Below are 15,826 nucleotides of genomic sequence, written 5' to 3'. Positions count from 1 at the left end.
TGAGCGTGAAAAGCATACGCAAAGAACAAGCCACGCACAGGCCACGCACAAGCAGTCAGAAGGAGGCAAAGTGGCGGACAGACAGGAGACCGACCGGGCAGCCGCAAACCGTGCTGTGCTGGTGATTGCCATCGCGCAGTTGCTCGGCACCTCGCTGTGGTTCAGTGCGAACGGCGCGATGCGGGAGTTGCAGGCGGCCTGGCATCTCAGCGCATCCGGCATCGGTTGGCTCACGAACGCGACGCAGGCGGGCTTTATCGTCGGAACGCTGCTTTCGGCTACGACCGGGATCGCCGATCGTCTGCCCGCAAGCCGCGTCTTCGCGCTCTGCGGCCTGATCGGCGCCGCGCTGAATGCGCTCTTTGCACTGTGCAGCGCGGGGCTCGGCTCGGCACTCGTGTTCCGTTTCGGCGTGGGCGTGGCGCTCGCCGGTATCTATCCGCTGGGTATGAAATTGCTGGTGTCGTGGGCGCCTGGGCGCGCGGCACAAACACTCGCATTGCTGGTCGCCATGCTGACGCTCGGCACGGCGTCCGTGCACGCGATTCGTGCCATGTTCTCAAGTGTGCCGTGGCAGACGGTGGTGCTGGCGTCGTCCGGGCTCGCTGTGCTGGGCGCCGTGCTGGTGTTCGTACTAGGCGAAGGGCCGCATGCACGCGCCGGCGCCGGACGTCGCCCGGCGCTTTCCGGCGGCGTGTGGAACGTGATCGGCATCCGCGAGTTCCGGGCCGCGGCGCTCGGCTACTTTGGTCATATGTGGGAGTTGTACGCGTTCTGGACGCTTACGCCGCTCCTCGTGCAGCACGCGTTGACAGGCGCGGTGCCACCACCGGGCAGCGCGGTGGCGTTCTGGTCGTTCGCGATCATCGGCATTGGCGCGGCGGGCTGCGTGCTCGGCGGAATGTTGAGCCGGTTGGCGGGCAGCGCGCGCACAGCGGCGCTGGCGTTGGCGACTTCAGGGACGTTGTGCGCCGTCTATCCGCTGGCATCGACACTCGGCGCTCCGCTGCAACTCGCTTTGCTGCTTGTGTGGGGCGTAAGCGTTGTGGCCGACTCGCCACAATTCTCGGCGCTGTCCGTGAGGGCGTGTCCGGCGGACAAAATCGGCGGCGCGTTGACACTGCAAAACAGCTTCGGTTTTTTTCTGTCGGCGTGCTCGATTCTCTGGTCAACCAGCGCGTATCGCTCGCTTGACGTGCACGTCGCCTGGCTGCTATTGCCCGGTCCCGTTCTGGGTCTCATTGCAATGAGACCGCTGTTCGCGAAACGGCCACGCTGGTGATATGCGCAGTTGCTTCGGCATCCGGAATATCTTCTTCATGACGAGCTCGCCTCTGCGGCGAGCGCAAAGTCATAGTGCAGCAGCGAGGTCTCGGAATCGACCACGTGGCCGCCGGGCGTTGTTCCCGGCTGCTGCCGAACGAGCGGCTTGACGAGTGAGTCCTTGACGCCGAACACCACGTCCGAGTCGAGGTACGGGTCGCCGTCGAGGAACACATGCGTGACCAGCTTTTCGTAGCCGGGTGCGCTCACCAGGAAGTGCACGTGCGCGGGGCGATAAGGATGGCGGCCTTGTGCATCGAGCATCCTGCCGACCGGGCCGTCGTGCGGAATCGGATAGTACTTCGGCACGATGGAGCGGAACCAGAAACGGCCTTCCGCATCGGTGCGCAAGCGGGCGCGTCCGCTCAAACCTTGCAGACCGGCTTCAGCCTGAACATCGTAGAACCCTTCCGCATCGGAGTGCCAGGTGTCGACGATCGCATCGGCCAGCGGCTTGCCGTCCACATCCGTCACCTTTCCCTCGCAGAAAAGAGCCGGCCCGGGGCGTGTGTCGATGAGATCACCGAGTGCGTATTCGGGCGGGTTGTCGACATAGAACGGGCCGAGTACCGTCGTTTCGGTCGCGCGTTTCGAGAGCCGGTGGTTGATCGCATCCACCAGCATTGACACACCCAACGTGTCGGACAGGAGGATGAATTCCTGCCGCGTGTCGGAGCACATTTTGCCGACGCCGGTCAGGAAAGTAATGGCCTCATCCCATTCTTCCTGAGTGGGTTCAACGTCCCGCACGAAGTCATGCAGGTGCTTGATAAGCGACTCGCTGATTTGCCGGGCGCGCGGCGATTTGCATGCTGCCAGTCGATCAATGACCGCGGTGGTGATGTTGTTTTCGTCGAAGTTACGCATTCGCTTGCTCCGTTCTGGTTCACGCCGCACGGGCCGGCTGACACCGTTGAAAGGTGTCTTCAATCTGTTGACGAACCACCTGTCGACTGGTCGACCGGGAGTGCCAGTATGGCCCTCGCGTCAACCTGAGCGCTGCGAGGTCAAACCCTGATTCAGGCATTCCCCATTCCGGAAGCGATTGCGGCAGAATAAGCGGCGCGAGTCGATTTAATTCAAATTATTCCATTCGCATACTATGACGGAAAGGCCGCGCAAGTTTGCACTGTTCATGCAAAGACCCCGGTACTATACGGTTCAGCGGGAATCGGCCCGGGAGCCAGCGTGAGAGAAGCCGGCGTGTCAGCCGGCGCGAGGCGCGCCACACATTCCACGTAATAGACATGAACAATTTTATTCGCCCCCCTGTTTTCTATCCGGCATCTGTCGTTTTCGTGGACGACAGCGATAGCTACCTCGATGCATTGCGCCGATTCTTTCCGGATATTTCAACCAATCTGTTTTTTACGCGAGCTCAAACCGCGCTCGCTTTCATTCGCAACCATGCCCGCGAGAATTCGCTGGCGTTTGCGCCGGCGTCGGCCGGTTTGAGCGAGACGGGTCTCGAGCGGTTTGTCGAAACGTCGGCGGAGCGAGACGTGCTGGCCAGGGATTCGCGATTTGCAGAGGTGGCCGCGGTTGTCGTCGATTACGACATGCCCGGACTGAGCGGTGTCGAATTCCTTTCGTCCATTTCCAATTTGCGTTGCGCAAAGGTACTTCTGACCGGCGTCGCGGATGAGAGCGTCGCGGTCAAAGCCTTCAATGCCGGCATCGTGGATCTGTATCTGAGAAAGACGGATGCCGACTCAGCTAACCGGTTGGTCCATTTTCTGAAAGATGCCAGAAACAGGCATTGTTCGGAGGCAGGCTGGCTGGGTCTCGGCGAAAACGGCACGACCTATTGCGATCCGCGAACGAGAAAGGTGATCGACACGGTGGTTGCCGCGGAAGGCATCGTCGAGTACTACTGGCGTCCGGAGCAGAATGCGATCCTGATGTTCGACCGCGCGGGCAACCCGAGTGTTTTCCTTGCGTGGGCGGAGAACGACTGGATCTCGCAGGCGGAGATCGTGGCGGATGAGAGTGGGCCGGCCGATCTGCTGAAGCGCATGGCGGTACGTGAGTCGATGCCCGTTTTCTGGCCGCACCTGGCGTTTCGTCCCGGGGCGGACTTCAAAACGGTCACACCGCAAACCATCCCTGATTGGGACGACGCGTTCTATGGCTGGACCCGAATCGATTCGAGCGACGTGGGTTTGAGCACACTGACATTTTCGCAATGGCGGAGTGACCGGAATCAGCCAGCCCGCATATGAGGAATGGGCCCGTTCGCCTGCTCCGCTATAAACACACCGGAATAGTCCCACGTTTCCAGACACATTGAGCCACATGTACGCCATTCCGACTGCCTTTGTGTCTGCGCTGTTCGTGGTGTTCGGCCTTTACGTACTCATTACACAAGGGGTGACGCGCCTGTCCGCGCCTTTCCTTTTGATGTGCACGGCGACATTTGCCTGGCAGGGCACGTGGACCTTGCTGTTCCAGACGGAAGACCCCCACATTGCGAGCGTGCTGGTTCGGGTCGGTTATTTCTTCATTCTGTTTCTGCCCACCACGTTCTATCACTTCGTCACGGAGGTAGCGGCAAGACGCCGCGAGCGGCCGATATTGCTCGCGTCTTACGGTATATGCCTTGTTCTCGCCGTGCTGCTGCCCGGCAACGAAGTGGTCGCCGGCTACCGGCACTACTTCTTTGGCTACTATCCGAGCGCCGGATTGCTGCATCCTATACACGTCCTGCAAACCGTCTTGCTCGCCGGCCGCAGCGGGCAACTTCTGCTCATGGCCCGCAAACAGGCCGGTGGCGAAGCGCGCAGGCGCCTCGATCTCTGCTTTGCGAGCCTTTGCGTGTATTCGCTCGCGGCAGTCGACTATGCGGTCAACTATGGCTATGCGTTCTATCCGCCGGGCGTGCTGTTCATCGCCCTTAGCCTCGGGCTTCTCGCGATCACGATCGTCCGGTATCACCTGATTCACCCTTACGCGATCGCGGCAACCATTGCGCATGAAATCGCGACGCCGCTCGCGACGATCGCCATGCACGCCGACGAAATCGCCAGCGTGTGGTCTCACGTGTTCAAAGGTTACCGGCTGGCCGTCACGCATGGGCTTTACGACGATCAGGAGATGCATACCGGGCAGTCCGAACGCATCAGTCAGCTTGCCACGGCGATCAGAAGGGAGGTGTCGGGCACCAGCGCGATGGTCGAAATGGCGCTCGCGTCGTTCACGCTGGACCGGCTGGACCGTACCCGCTTTAGCCCGCATTCCATCCAGCAATGCGTGGCGTCGGCGCTGGAGCGCTATCCGTTTCGTGGCGACGAACGTGCGCGCATCACAGTGGCGTCAATCGACGCCGCGCTATGCTTTTCGGGTTCGGACACGCTGGCGGTTTTTGTGCTGTTCAATCTGCTGAAAAACGCGTTGCACGCGATTCACGTGAGCGGCGAGGGCGAGATCGTCATCAGTGCGGTTCAGGAGCACGGCTTCTGCGTATTGCGATTCCGCGACACGGGGCCGGGCATCGCGCCCGACGTGCTGCCGCATATTTTCGACGCCTTCTTCTCGACCAAGCGGCACGGAAGCGGTGCGGGAATGGGGCTCGCATTCTGCCGACGCGCTGCGGAGCTTCTGGGCGGCAGTATCGAATGCAGTTCGTTGCGCGGGGCGCACACCACATTCACGGTGCGCTTGCCGGTACCGGGGTCGCCCGCGGATCGCGCGCTGAGGGAGGCGCCAGCGCGGTCCTTGCGCCGGCGTCATGAGTGAAAGTTAAGAGTGAAAGTTAAGAGTGAAAATTAAGGATGAACCTTAACGATAAAACCCAGCGGTAAGACTTTATGGCGGAAGTCAGCCGCTAAGATCAGGCGGCTAGCGCCGTCAACGGCAGTTCATACTCCTTGACCCGCCCGACGATACCTTCCGGGAACCGCCTGATCTTCCGGTCCCGTCCGGCATACAGGATCTGCTGGTAGCCCTGCGAAACCTGGCGCCCATCCACGCAGAAGCGGAACAGCAGGTAGGCCGAGCACTGCTTGACCTGCACCGTGTTCAGATAGCAATCCACGCGCTGGAAAGGAAAGGTTTCGTGGACGTACTCCTGGTGCGCGCGTTTGGTCACGAACATGCCGTCCGATCCCAGCAGGTCGTTGTGTATGCACTCATGGAACCACCGTTCGCGGCAAACACCTTGCCACTCGAAGTAGCGTGAGAAATACGTGTTCATGAAGGCGTTCGAATCCTTTAGATAAATGTCGAACGTGTGCTGGAAGGTCTTTAGCGAGGACGGCGTAATCGGGTCTTCCGAAAGAAGAGCGGATCCTCGGGTCAGGGCGGTAGGGATTGCGTCACGCATCAACATACGATTTTCCTCTTGCAGGAACGGCTGCTTGCGGCAACCACGCATGCCTCCCTGTACGGCAGGCACATCCCATTCTGTTGGGGATGTGCCTGCGTGGCTATTGGCTGACAAACATGCGGCGTCGAAATGTTGAACTTCGTGTGGGTTGGGGTGAAAACCCGGTCAGTCTTTAGACCAGCACGACACACTTCCCAACGGCCTGGTTGCGCTCCATCAGTTCGTGTGCGACCGGAACTTCAGAAAAACCAAATACGTGCGCTGGTTTGCCTCGATATACGCCGCTCGCCTCGAAATCCACGATCTGCTGCATGGGCACGTCCGATAGTGGAAAGTCGGGGTTGCCGAAGTTGAAGCTCCCGAAAAAGCTCAAATGAACGTCACTGGGCATCTGGTTGAGCGGATCGAAGTTTGCTAGCGGCGCGAGTCCGCCCAGAAATCCGGCCAGGCACACGCGACCTCCACGGCGGGTGGCGTGCATTGAGTCGAGAACCGTGCTGTTTCCGGTCAGCTCGAGCACCGCGTCGGCCTTGCCGCCCGGCCAGCCCGGCGCCGCGCATAACTCATCCGCCGCGGTCACGACATGTGCCGCTCCACGCGAACGTGGCAAGGTTTCTCCCTCTGGCCGACGCGTGCTCGCAATCACCTCTGCGCCGAGTTGGCTGGCGATATCGATGGCGGCCAGCCCGAGGCTCGACGTCCCGCCGCGTACGACGAGCGTTTGCCCGGCCTGTACAGCCAGGTTTCTGTGAAGGCACGTCCACGCGACGGCATAAGCTTCCGGCAGGGCGGCAAGATGTTCCCAGTCGAGGTCGCTCTCGACGGCCACGACATTCGTTGCGGGTACGGCGACGTATTCCGCATAGCTGCCGTCGATCGTTCGACCCATTCCGCCCATCAGCGCCACGACCTTCTGACCTTCGCGCAGGGTCCCGGTGGCATCGGACACCACAGACCCAGCACATTCGATGCCGCTCACTTCCGCCACCTCTCCCCACGACCCGCGGCGCATGTAGAGTTCGGCGCGGTTCAGGCCAAATGCCCGAACGCGAATCAGCACACAACCTGGTTTTACTGCCGGCAGCGGTCTCTCGGCGATGCCGAGCACCTCAGGACCACCAAACTGCTTTCTCACGATTGCCTTCATGTCGATCTCCTCAATAGGAGACTGAATGGTAGGATCGAGATTCGTCGAGATAAATTACTATGTTTCGACAAAGACTGAAGTCCATTTCTACAATGAACGCGCCTACGCTATTGCAGTTGCAGTGCTTTGAGGCCCTGGTTGCCGAAGGCAGCTTTGCTGCGGCCGCGGTTCGCCTGAACCGGACGCACCCAACGGTCCATGCCGCTGTGAGGGCGCTTGAAGCTCAAGTGGGAATGGTCCTGCTCGACCGGGCCGGATACCGTGTGTCGCTCACGTCGGAAGGCGCGGCGTATCACGCGCGGGTGACGCAGTTTCTTCACCAATATGAAAATCTCCAACGCGAAGCCACCCAGCTCGCTGCCGGGCAGGAGGCGGAGTTACGCGTCGTGGTGGGTGACCTGTGTCCGTTGCCGGAAACACTGGGTACGCTTAGACGGTTCTTTGACGCGAGTCGCGGCACGCGCCTTACGCTGCTATTCGAGGCGATTAGCGGCCCTTGGGAGCGGCTGAAAAATGGCGAGTGTGACCTGATCTTCCATCACCTCGACAAACCGTCGCCGGCGATCGAAACCATCGAACTCTTCGAGGTAAAGCTCGTGCCGGTCGCAGCACCGGGATTTCTCGGGCAGCCCCCCGGTGAATCGCTCGCGCCCGATGATTTGAGGCCTTACGTTCAGTGCGTTATTCGTGACACGAGCAGGCAGCCTTCAGACGCCAATTACTATCTGATCGAGGGCGCGCCAACCTGCACCGTGCCCGATCAGTTGATGAAGCGTGAGCTGATTGTGCAAGGGCTCGCGTGGGGCCACATGCCCCTTCATCTGGTCGCCGGGGACCTCGAGGAACATCGTCTGGTATCGCTGGAGGGGCGGCATCTGCAAGGCGCTACGCTTAAGCACTATGCGGCGCGGCTTCGAGACGCCGCACACGGTCCGGTTGCGCAACGTCTCTGGATTCAGTTGCTGGAACAGGGCACAAGCTGAATGCGTGTCTGCTGTCGCGGTGCAGAGGTGGCACAGGCGGCAGCCATGCGTCGCCGGCACCCTGACCGCTTAGAGTGGGAGCTCGGCAACAGCCGGCTTCTCGGTGGTCGGCAGCTCGAAACAGAATGCCGTGCCCGTTCCCTCGCACTCGAGCAGACGTATCTGGCTGTGATGCAATTGCAGCATGCGCTGCACGATCAGCAGTCCGAGTCCGCCGCCGCGACGCGCGCCGCCTGAATTGAACGGACGTTCGAACAATCCCTCGCGCTGCTCCGCCGGAATGCCAGGACCGGTGTCGCTAACCGTGACTGATACCTTGCCGTCCTTGTGGGAGAGATCGACTTCAATCGATCCACCGGCGGGTGTGTGGCGAATCGCGTTGTCGAGCAGGTTCGTCAAGACGCGCTCGATCATTCCGAGATCGGCGCAGACGACCGGCAGGCGAGGGGGGAAGCCGGCGTGCAACTGGATCTGCCGCGCCTCAGCGGGCAACTCGAATTTCTGGAAGACGTCCTGGACCAGATCGACCAGCGAGAATGGCTCGAGCGCGGGGTGCACATTGCCGTGTTCGAGCCGGGCCAGTTCGAATAGCGCCTGCGCGAGCCGTCCGACCTTGACGCTCTGGGCAAGCGCGATTGCCAGATAGCGTTTGCGCTCCGTTTCGCCAAGCGTGTCGGCTTTCAGCGACAGCGTCTCGAGGTAGCCATGCAGCGAGGTCAACGGCGTGCGCAGGTCGTGCGAAATATTGGCGATCAGCTCGCGCCGCTGCTGATCCTGACGCGTCAGCGCACGCCATTGGGCGCCGATGCGGTTGGCCATCTGCGCGAACGCCGCTTCGAGCACGGCGATTTCGTCGCCCCGTCCGGCGGGCGACGAGCGTGGCACCGCCGGTTGACTGGTGGGTTCGCCATCGGCATCGAAACGGCGCATGGCGTCGGTCAGGCGGCGCAGCGGCCGTGTGATCAGGCCGAATGCCGTCAAGCCCGCGAGCAATCCCAGCAGCGCAACCAGCGCCATCGACCAGAGCGTCGTGCGCAGCACCGAACTGGCGGCCACGCGCGCGGCGAGCGCGTCGTGCTCTTCGCCGAGCAGCACCACATAGATATAGCCGGACGGCGGCTGCCCGCTCAATGCCAGCGGCGCGGCGCTAAACACTTTCTTTCCGTCGACGCTGCGCGGGTCGTCGCCGAGAATCGGCAACGCGTCTCCGGCGATGAATTCCCGGATCGGCGCGAGATCTACCTGTGTTCGCTTGACGTGGCCCGCGGGCGCGTCGTCGCCCTTGATGCGCCCCTGGTTGTCGAGCAGGTACACCTCGACGCTCGGATTCACCATCATCAACTGGCCGAACAGTTGGCGCACCGCGTCGGGCCGCAAACCGTTCGCGTCCATCAGCGTGGTGCGGTGCGCGATATGCTCCGCGAGATCCTTCGACAGGCTCTGTACGACTTCCTTTTCGTGCAGATCGCTCGAACGGATCTGCAGCCACGCCGACGCGCCGCAGCACGCCAGCAGCAGCACGGAGAAAACGAGCGAGAGCCGTTGGGTGAGCGTCAGGTTCATGGTGCGCTCTGATCCCGCGGTGCGCCGGTTTCGCCTGACGCGCCTGAAGCGCCGGGAGTACTTGGTACCGCGAGCTTATAGCCGCGGCCCCAGACGGTCAGGATGCGCTCGGGCTGGGCGGGATCGCTCTCGATCTTCATGCGCAGCCGGTTGATGTGGGTGTTGACGGTATGTTCGTAGCCTTCATGCTGATAGCCCCACACGGCATTGAGCAGGTCCATGCGCGAGAACACTTTGCCGGGATGCTGCGCGAAGTAATAGAGCAGGTCGAATTCGCGCGGCGTCAGCTCGATGGGTTTGCCGTCGACCGTTGCCTCGCGCGTTAGCGGTTCGATCTTCAGCCAGGCGATCTGCAGACTGCCCGCGTCGATGCGCGAGTCTTTCGCCATGGCTTCGACGCGCCGCAGCAAAGCTTTGACGCGCGCCACCAGTTCGAGCAGCGAGAACGGCTTGGCCAGATAGTCGTCGGCGCCGAGTTCGAGGCCGAGGATCCGATGCACTTCGCTCGAACGGGCACTGGTGATGATGATCGGCGTATAGCGCGTCATCGCGCGGGCGCGCCGGCAGATTTCCAGTCCGTCGACGCCGGGCAGCATCAGGTCGAGGATGAGCACGTCCCAACCGCCTTGCTCCAGCAGGCGCAGCCCCTCATTGCCGTCGGCGCTGTGCACGACTTCATAGCGCTCGTCGCGCAGATGCAGGCTCAGCACGTTGGCGATGTCGACGTCGTCTTCAACGATCAGGATGCGCTTCGGTTGGTCCATGGCGGGCTTTGGCCGAGAGTCAGGGCGTGGTTCAGAACAACGGAAAGAAGGGCGCCAGCAAAAAGCGCGCCGTTGCGCCATTGTGCAAAATTTTCGGGCGGCGAGTTATCACATTTAATTTAACTTTTCGTGAGGACTTCGACATCCCGGGCGACCTAGCATGTGGGCACTTTTCGCGGATTCGCATCGTATTCAACCGCGTACCCATCCTAACCGACTGACAACAACGCCTGGAATCGACATGTTACTCATCGTTCTCGCCTATCTTGGCGGCGCCCTGACGATCCTCAGTCCGTGCATCCTGCCGGTGCTGCCCTTTGTCTTCGCGCGCGCCGATCAGCCTTTCGTACGCAGCGGGCTGCCCTTGCTCGCCGGCATGGCGCTGACGTTCGCCATCGTCGCGACGCTCGCCGCAGTGGGCGGCGGCTGGGTCACGCAGGCTAACCAGTATGGCCGCTGGCTCGCGATCGCCTTGCTCGTCGTGTTCGGACTGACGCTGCTGTTTCCGCGTTTTGCGGATCATCTGATGCGCCCCCTGGTGAGCGCCGGCAATCGCCTGTCGAATTTCGCGCAGGCCGACGGTCAGCAGGTTCGCGCGAGCTCGTCCCTTCTGCTGGGCATTGCAACCGGCTTGCTGTGGGCGCCGTGCGCCGGGCCGATTCTCGGACTCGTGCTGACGGGCGCGGCGCTGCGGGGCGCAAGTGTCGGCACCACGCTGTTGCTGGTGGCCTATGCGGCCGGCGCTGCGACATCGCTCGCGGTGGCGCTGCTGATCGGCGGCCGGGTGTTCACGGCGATGAAGCGCTCGCTGGGCGCGGGCGAATGGATCCGCCGCGGGATCGGCGTGGCGATGCTGGGCGGCGTGGTGGCGATCTCGCTCGGACTCGACACCGGCGTACTGGCGCGCGTATCGACGATTGCCACCAGCGGCATCGAACAGAAACTGGTCGACACGCTCTCGCCCGGTGCGACGCCGGCCAATCCAGGGGCGGCAGGTGGCAAGGTCAATGCGCCGGCCAAAGCCGCGGGTACCGACGATGCCGTAACAACGGCCAACTCCGCCGCCGATGCAAGCAACGCTGGCGCCATGATGCGTACCGCGCAAGGCGTGCCGGGCGGCGCGGTTGCGCTGCCCGTCGAAGGCATGCTGCCGACCCTGAACGGCGCCGTCCAGTGGCTGAATTCACCGCCGCTGACGGTTCAGGACCTGCGCGGCAAGGTCGTACTGGTCGATTTCTGGACTTACTCGTGCATCAACTGCCTGCGTTCGCTGCCGTACGTGAAGGCGTGGGCGCAGAAATACAAAGACCAGGGGCTGGTTGTCATCGGCGTGCATGCACCGGAATTCGCGTTCGAACGCAATGTCGACAATGTGAAGAAGGCTGTCCACGATCTCGGCGTCGACTATCCCGTCGCAATCGACAACAACTACGCGATCTGGCGGGCACTGAACAATCAGTACTGGCCGGCCCATTATTTCGTCGACGGTAAAGGTCAGATTCGCTATCACCATTTTGGCGAAGGCGACTATGCGGAATCGGAAAAAGTGATTCAGGCGCTGCTGATCGAGGCTGGACATACGAACGTCTCGAAAGTCGCAGTGGGCCTTGGCGGCGCGGGCGCGCAAGGCGTAGAGGCCGCGGCCGACGACGCCGACATGCAGTCGCCGGAAACCTATATTGGATACGATCGTGCCGAGAATTTCGTGTCGCCCGGCGGCGCAACGCAGGACAAGGTGCACACCTATGCGGCGCCGGCGCAGCTCGCCGTCAACGATTGGGGGCTGGCCGGCGCGTGGCAGGTGGGCGCCGAACACGCGACGCTCACGGCGGCGTCCGGACGCATCGTTTATCGCTTTCACGCACGCGATCTGCATCTGGTGCTCGGTCCGGACAAGGACGGTAAACCCGTTCGCTTCCGCGTGAGCGTGGATGGCGCCGCACCGGGCGCGGTGCACGGCACGGACGTTGCCGCGGACGGCACCGGCACGGTCACCGAGCAGCGTCTTTACCAACTCGTGCGGCAATCCGGCGATGTGGCGGATCACACGTTCTCGATCGAATTTCTGGATCCGGGTGTGCAAGCGTACGCATTCACTTTCGGCTAATCTGAACGGGCGGCGTGGAAAATCACGCCAAACCCGAAGGTTTCGAAATGGATCGTCAGCAAGAGCTTGCCGTCGTCCGCCGGGTGTTTGCCCGGCGGCTCATGGCTGCAGCCGGCATTACCCATCCGGGCATAGAGGCGGCATTTGCTACTGTCGAACGGGAGCGCTACCTGGGCCCCGGGCCGTGGCCGATCTTGCGTTCCGTCGGCTACATCCCCACGCCCGACGACGATCCCGTTCATCTTTATTCCGATGTTCTGATCGGCATCATTCCGGAACGTGGCCTGAACAACGGCATGCCGTCCTACCATGTGCCGCTTCTCGCAAGCGCCGACATTCGAGCCGGTGACCACGTGGTTCATATCGGCGCGGGTGTCGGTTATTACACCGCCATCATGGCCCGTCTGGTCGGCCCCGCCGGCAGGGTTACCGCCATCGAGTTCGAAACCGGTCTCGCGACGCGCGCGGCGGCGAATTTCTCCAACGCGGGCAACGTTCAGGTGCTTCAGGGCGACGGTTTCTCGATGTTCTTCGATGCGGCTGACGTGATCTACGTCAATGCGGGCGTCACCCATCCCGCCGATATCTGGCTCGATCGCCTGAACGACGGTGGGCGGTTGATTCTTCCCCTCACGGCGGAGAGGATCTGGTTCCCAGGTTGTGACATGCCGATTTCCCATTACGGCGCGGTATTTCGAATTGAACGCAACGAAGACGACTATTTCGCCGACTGGATTTCGGCGGTCGGCCTCTATCCGTGCGATGGAGGGCGCGATGACGCGTCGGAAGCCGCGCTCGACGCCGCCTTTCAAAAAGGCGGCTGGCGCGCCGTGACGCGCCTGTACCGCACGGGTGATCTGCCCGATGAGCGATGCTGGTTGCGTGGCTCGCAGTGGGCTCTTGCTTACGACTGACGCCGCTATAGTCATGACCTATCAACCACATTGCAAGAAACGCATTCAATTGCCGCTCACTCGCACGTATATTTTGAAGTGCAGTAGCCTGCCGACGCGAGCCGCCTCGCCCAACGCACGCCAGGACACCCGTCATCGGACGAAGAGCATGCGCGTCGGATAATCGACAGTGATTTCCGGACACCCTGCCTGCGCGGATTGGTCGATGCAGCATAGAATCCTGACGCCGTAGCAGAACAAGTAGTGGGTATGTCCTCTCAAGGAGATAACGCATGTCAAATGAAGCAAAGTGCCCGTTCAATCATGCCGCCGGTGGCGGCACGACGAATCGTGACTGGTGGCCGAGGCAACTACGGCTGGACCTGCTCAGCCAGCACTCCAGCAAGTCCAACCCGTTGGACAACAGCTTCAATTACGCCGAGGCTTTCAGGAGCCTTGATCTCGCTGCGGTGAAGAAGGACCTCGCGGCGCTGATGACCGATTCGCAGACCTGGTGGCCGGCGGACTTCGGCCACTACGGTCCGCTGTTCATCCGCATGGCCTGGCACAGCGCCGGCACCTATCGTATCGGCGACGGCCGCGGCGGCGCAGGGCGCGGCCAGCAACGTTTCGCGCCGCTCAACAGCTGGCCGGACAACGTCAGTCTCGACAAGGCTCGCCGTTTGCTGTGGCCGATCAAGCAAAAGTATGGCCAGAAAATTTCCTGGGCCGACCTGTTGATCCTCACCGGCAACGTTGCGCTCGAGACCATGGGCTTCAAGACCTTTGGCTTCGGCGGCGGTCGCGAGGACACGTGGGAGCCGGATCAGGACGTCTACTGGGGCAACGAAAAGACCTGGCTGGGCGGCGACGTCCGTTATGGCAAGGGCGAGGGCGCAATCGTGGCTGACCCGGCTCTGCACGGCAGCGAGACCAGCCGCGACGACGGCGGCCGCAACCTTGAGAATCCGCTGGGCGCCGTGCAGATGGGCCTGATCTATGTCAATCCGGAAGGCCCGGACGGCAATCCTGACCCGCTCGCCGCGGCCCATGACATCCGTGAAACCTTCGCGCGCATGGCCATGAACGACGAAGAAACGGTCGCGCTGATTGCCGGCGGCCACAGCTTCGGCAAAACGCACGGCGCCGGTCCTGCCGACCATGTGGGTCCGGTACCCGAGGCCGCCGGCCTCGAGAACCAGGGGCTGGGCTGGCAGAGCAGCTTCGGCACGGGCGCGGGCGCCGACGCGATCTCCAGCGGTCTGGAAGTCACCTGGACCACCACCCCGACGAAGTGGGGTAACGGCTTCTTCGAGAACCTGTTCAAGTACGAATGGGAACTGACCAAGAGCCCCGCCGGTGCCAACCAATGGGTCGCGAAGGGCACCGACGAAACGATCCCGCACGCTTTCGATCCCTCGAAGAAGCAGCGGCCGACGATGCTCACCACCGACCTCTCGCTACGCTTCGACCCCGCTTACGAGAAGATTTCGCGGCGTTTTCTGGCGAATCCCGACCAGCTCGCCGATGCCTTCGCGCGTGCATGGTTCAAGCTGACGCACCGCGACATGGGACCGCGCGCCCGTTACCTGGGTTCGGAAGTGCCGGCTGAAGAACTGCTCTGGCAAGACCCCATTCCGGCGGTCAACCACCCGCTGGTCGATGCGCAGGACATCGCCGCGCTCAAACAGAAGATTCTGGCGTCGGGCCTGTCCGTTTCGCAGCTGGTTTCGACCGCCTGGGCATCGGCATCCACGTTCCGTGGCTCGGACAAGCGCGGCGGCGCCAATGGCGCGCGCATTCGCCTCGCTCCGCAGAAGGACTGGGCGGTCAACCAGCCCGAGCAACTGGCGAAGGTGCTGAAGGTCCTCGAAGGCATCCAGAGCGAATTCAACGGTTCGCAGTCCGGCGGCAAGAAGGTTTCGCTGGCCGACCTGATTGTCCTGGCCGGCGGCGCGGGCATTGAAAAGGCGGCGGAGAAGGCGGGTCGTCAACTGAGCGTGCCGTTCACACCGGGTCGCATGGACGCTTCACAGGATCAGACCGACGTGGAATCCGTCTCGGCCCTCGAACCGCTCGCCGATGGTTTCCGCAACTTTCTCAAGGGCAAATACAGCGTGCCAGCCGAGGCTTTGTTGATCGACAAGGCGCAATTGCTGACGCTCACCGCCCCTGAGATGACTGTGCTCATCGGCGGCTTGCGGGCCCTGAACGCCAATGCCGGGCAGAATCAGCACGGCGTCTTTACCACTCGTCCGGAAACGCTGACCAACGACTTCTTCCGCAACCTGCTCGATATGGGTACGGAATGGAAACCGGTCTCTGCGGCCAATGACGTGTTCGAAGGGCGTGACCGCAAGAGCGGCGAAGTGAAGTGGACCGGTAGCCGTGTCGATCTGGTCTTCGGTTCGCATGCTCAACTGCGTGCCCTGGGCGAAGTCTATGCAAGCGAGGACGGGCAGGAGAAATTCGTCCGCGACTTCGTCGCAGCCTGGGTCAAGGTGATGAACCTCGACCGGTTCGAACTCGCCTGAGTCGGCTAAGCAGGTGCAGGGTCCCGCCAGGGCTGTCGTTCTGGCGGGATGGCTGCGGGCGAAGTCGTATTTACAATCTTCCGCAAATCACATCGGATACGTTTTTCGCTATCCGGCCAACCCGTCGGTAGCCCGTACCCAGATAGCGCAGCATGCGCGCTATCCAGCGCGTGAGGACACCGCGGATG

At 62.1% G+C, this 15,826-nt stretch carries 12 protein-coding genes; 7 read left to right on the top strand and 5 right to left on the bottom strand.

The genetic code is table 11. The features are described from left to right. The first annotated feature begins 70 nt into the window (after positions 1-70). Entirely contained in the window at positions 71-1,282 is a 1,212-nt protein-coding gene (locus B0G76_RS11070) for an MFS transporter (RefSeq protein ID WP_120292066.1), read from the top strand. Positions 1,283-1,317: 35 nt separating this feature from the next. Here the strand turns inward: B0G76_RS11070 and B0G76_RS11065 are convergent, their stop codons facing one another. Beyond that, complete coding sequence (locus B0G76_RS11065; RefSeq protein WP_120292064.1) at positions 1,318-2,190, bottom strand: intradiol ring-cleavage dioxygenase; 873 nt, start codon at positions 2,188-2,190, stop codon at positions 1,318-1,320. A 380-nt stretch (positions 2,191-2,570) separates the two neighbouring features. On the opposite strand from B0G76_RS11065, the gene B0G76_RS11060 reads away from it, so the two are divergent. Both B0G76_RS11060 and B0G76_RS44530 read left to right on the top strand, forming a co-directional pair. Then, positions 2,571-3,545, top strand: coding sequence for a response regulator (locus B0G76_RS11060; RefSeq protein ID WP_120292062.1), 975 nt, complete (start codon positions 2,571-2,573; stop codon positions 3,543-3,545). A gap of 73 nt (positions 3,546-3,618) precedes the next feature. Continuing rightward, positions 3,619-5,058: a sensor histidine kinase gene (locus tag B0G76_RS44530; RefSeq protein ID WP_120292060.1), complete on the top strand. Its 1,440-nt coding sequence runs from the start codon at positions 3,619-3,621 to the stop codon at positions 5,056-5,058. A gap of 94 nt (positions 5,059-5,152) precedes the next feature. Here B0G76_RS44530 and B0G76_RS11050 read toward each other — a convergent pair whose 3' ends face one another. Then, positions 5,153-5,650: a thioesterase family protein gene (locus tag B0G76_RS11050; RefSeq protein ID WP_120292058.1), complete on the bottom strand. Its 498-nt coding sequence runs from the start codon at positions 5,648-5,650 to the stop codon at positions 5,153-5,155. 169 nt (positions 5,651-5,819) lie between these two features. Next, on the bottom strand, positions 5,820-6,794 hold the full coding sequence (locus tag B0G76_RS11045) for a zinc-binding dehydrogenase (protein ID WP_120292056.1): 975 nt from the start codon (positions 6,792-6,794) through the stop codon (positions 5,820-5,822). 92 nt (positions 6,795-6,886) lie between these two features. On the opposite strand from B0G76_RS11045, the gene B0G76_RS11040 reads away from it, so the two are divergent. Next, positions 6,887-7,777: a LysR family transcriptional regulator gene (locus B0G76_RS11040; RefSeq protein ID WP_120292054.1), complete on the top strand. Its 891-nt coding sequence runs from the start codon at positions 6,887-6,889 to the stop codon at positions 7,775-7,777. Positions 7,778-7,846: 69 nt separating this feature from the next. On the opposite strand, the gene B0G76_RS11035 is transcribed toward B0G76_RS11040, so the two are convergent. Both B0G76_RS11035 and B0G76_RS11030 read right to left on the bottom strand, forming a co-directional pair. Next, positions 7,847-9,340: a HAMP domain-containing sensor histidine kinase gene (locus tag B0G76_RS11035; RefSeq protein ID WP_120292052.1), complete on the bottom strand. Its 1,494-nt coding sequence runs from the start codon at positions 9,338-9,340 to the stop codon at positions 7,847-7,849. After that, entirely contained in the window at positions 9,337-10,104 is a 768-nt protein-coding gene (locus B0G76_RS11030) for a response regulator transcription factor (protein ID WP_259460548.1), read from the bottom strand. The genes B0G76_RS11035 and B0G76_RS11030 overlap by 4 nt, the downstream gene beginning before the upstream one ends. Positions 10,105-10,345: 241 nt before the next feature. Here B0G76_RS11030 and B0G76_RS11025 point away from each other — a divergent pair, with 241 nt between their 5' ends. The 3 genes from B0G76_RS11025 (at position 10,346) to katG (ending at position 15,638) form a co-directional block, all read left to right on the top strand. After that, positions 10,346-12,211, top strand: coding sequence for a cytochrome c biogenesis protein DipZ (locus tag B0G76_RS11025; protein WP_120296309.1), 1,866 nt, complete (start codon positions 10,346-10,348; stop codon positions 12,209-12,211). A gap of 14 nt (positions 12,212-12,225) precedes the next feature. Beyond that, the gene (locus B0G76_RS11020; RefSeq protein ID WP_220700741.1) at positions 12,226-13,125 is read left to right on the top strand and encodes a protein-L-isoaspartate O-methyltransferase; all 900 of its coding nucleotides are present in this window, start codon (positions 12,226-12,228) and stop codon (positions 13,123-13,125) included. A gap of 272 nt (positions 13,126-13,397) precedes the next feature. Then, positions 13,398-15,638 carry a catalase/peroxidase HPI gene (katG, locus tag B0G76_RS11015; protein ID WP_120292050.1) on the top strand — a complete coding sequence of 747 codons (2,241 nt, stop codon included), beginning with the start codon at positions 13,398-13,400 and terminating at the stop codon, positions 15,636-15,638. The last annotated feature ends 188 nt before the right edge of the window (positions 15,639-15,826 follow it).

The sequence above is a fragment of the Paraburkholderia sp. BL23I1N1 genome, assembly GCF_003610295.1.
Lineage (GTDB): Bacteria > Pseudomonadota > Gammaproteobacteria > Burkholderiales > Burkholderiaceae > Paraburkholderia.
Note: the sequence above shows the minus strand (reverse complement) of the source record. Positions and strands in the feature narration are given on the sequence as shown.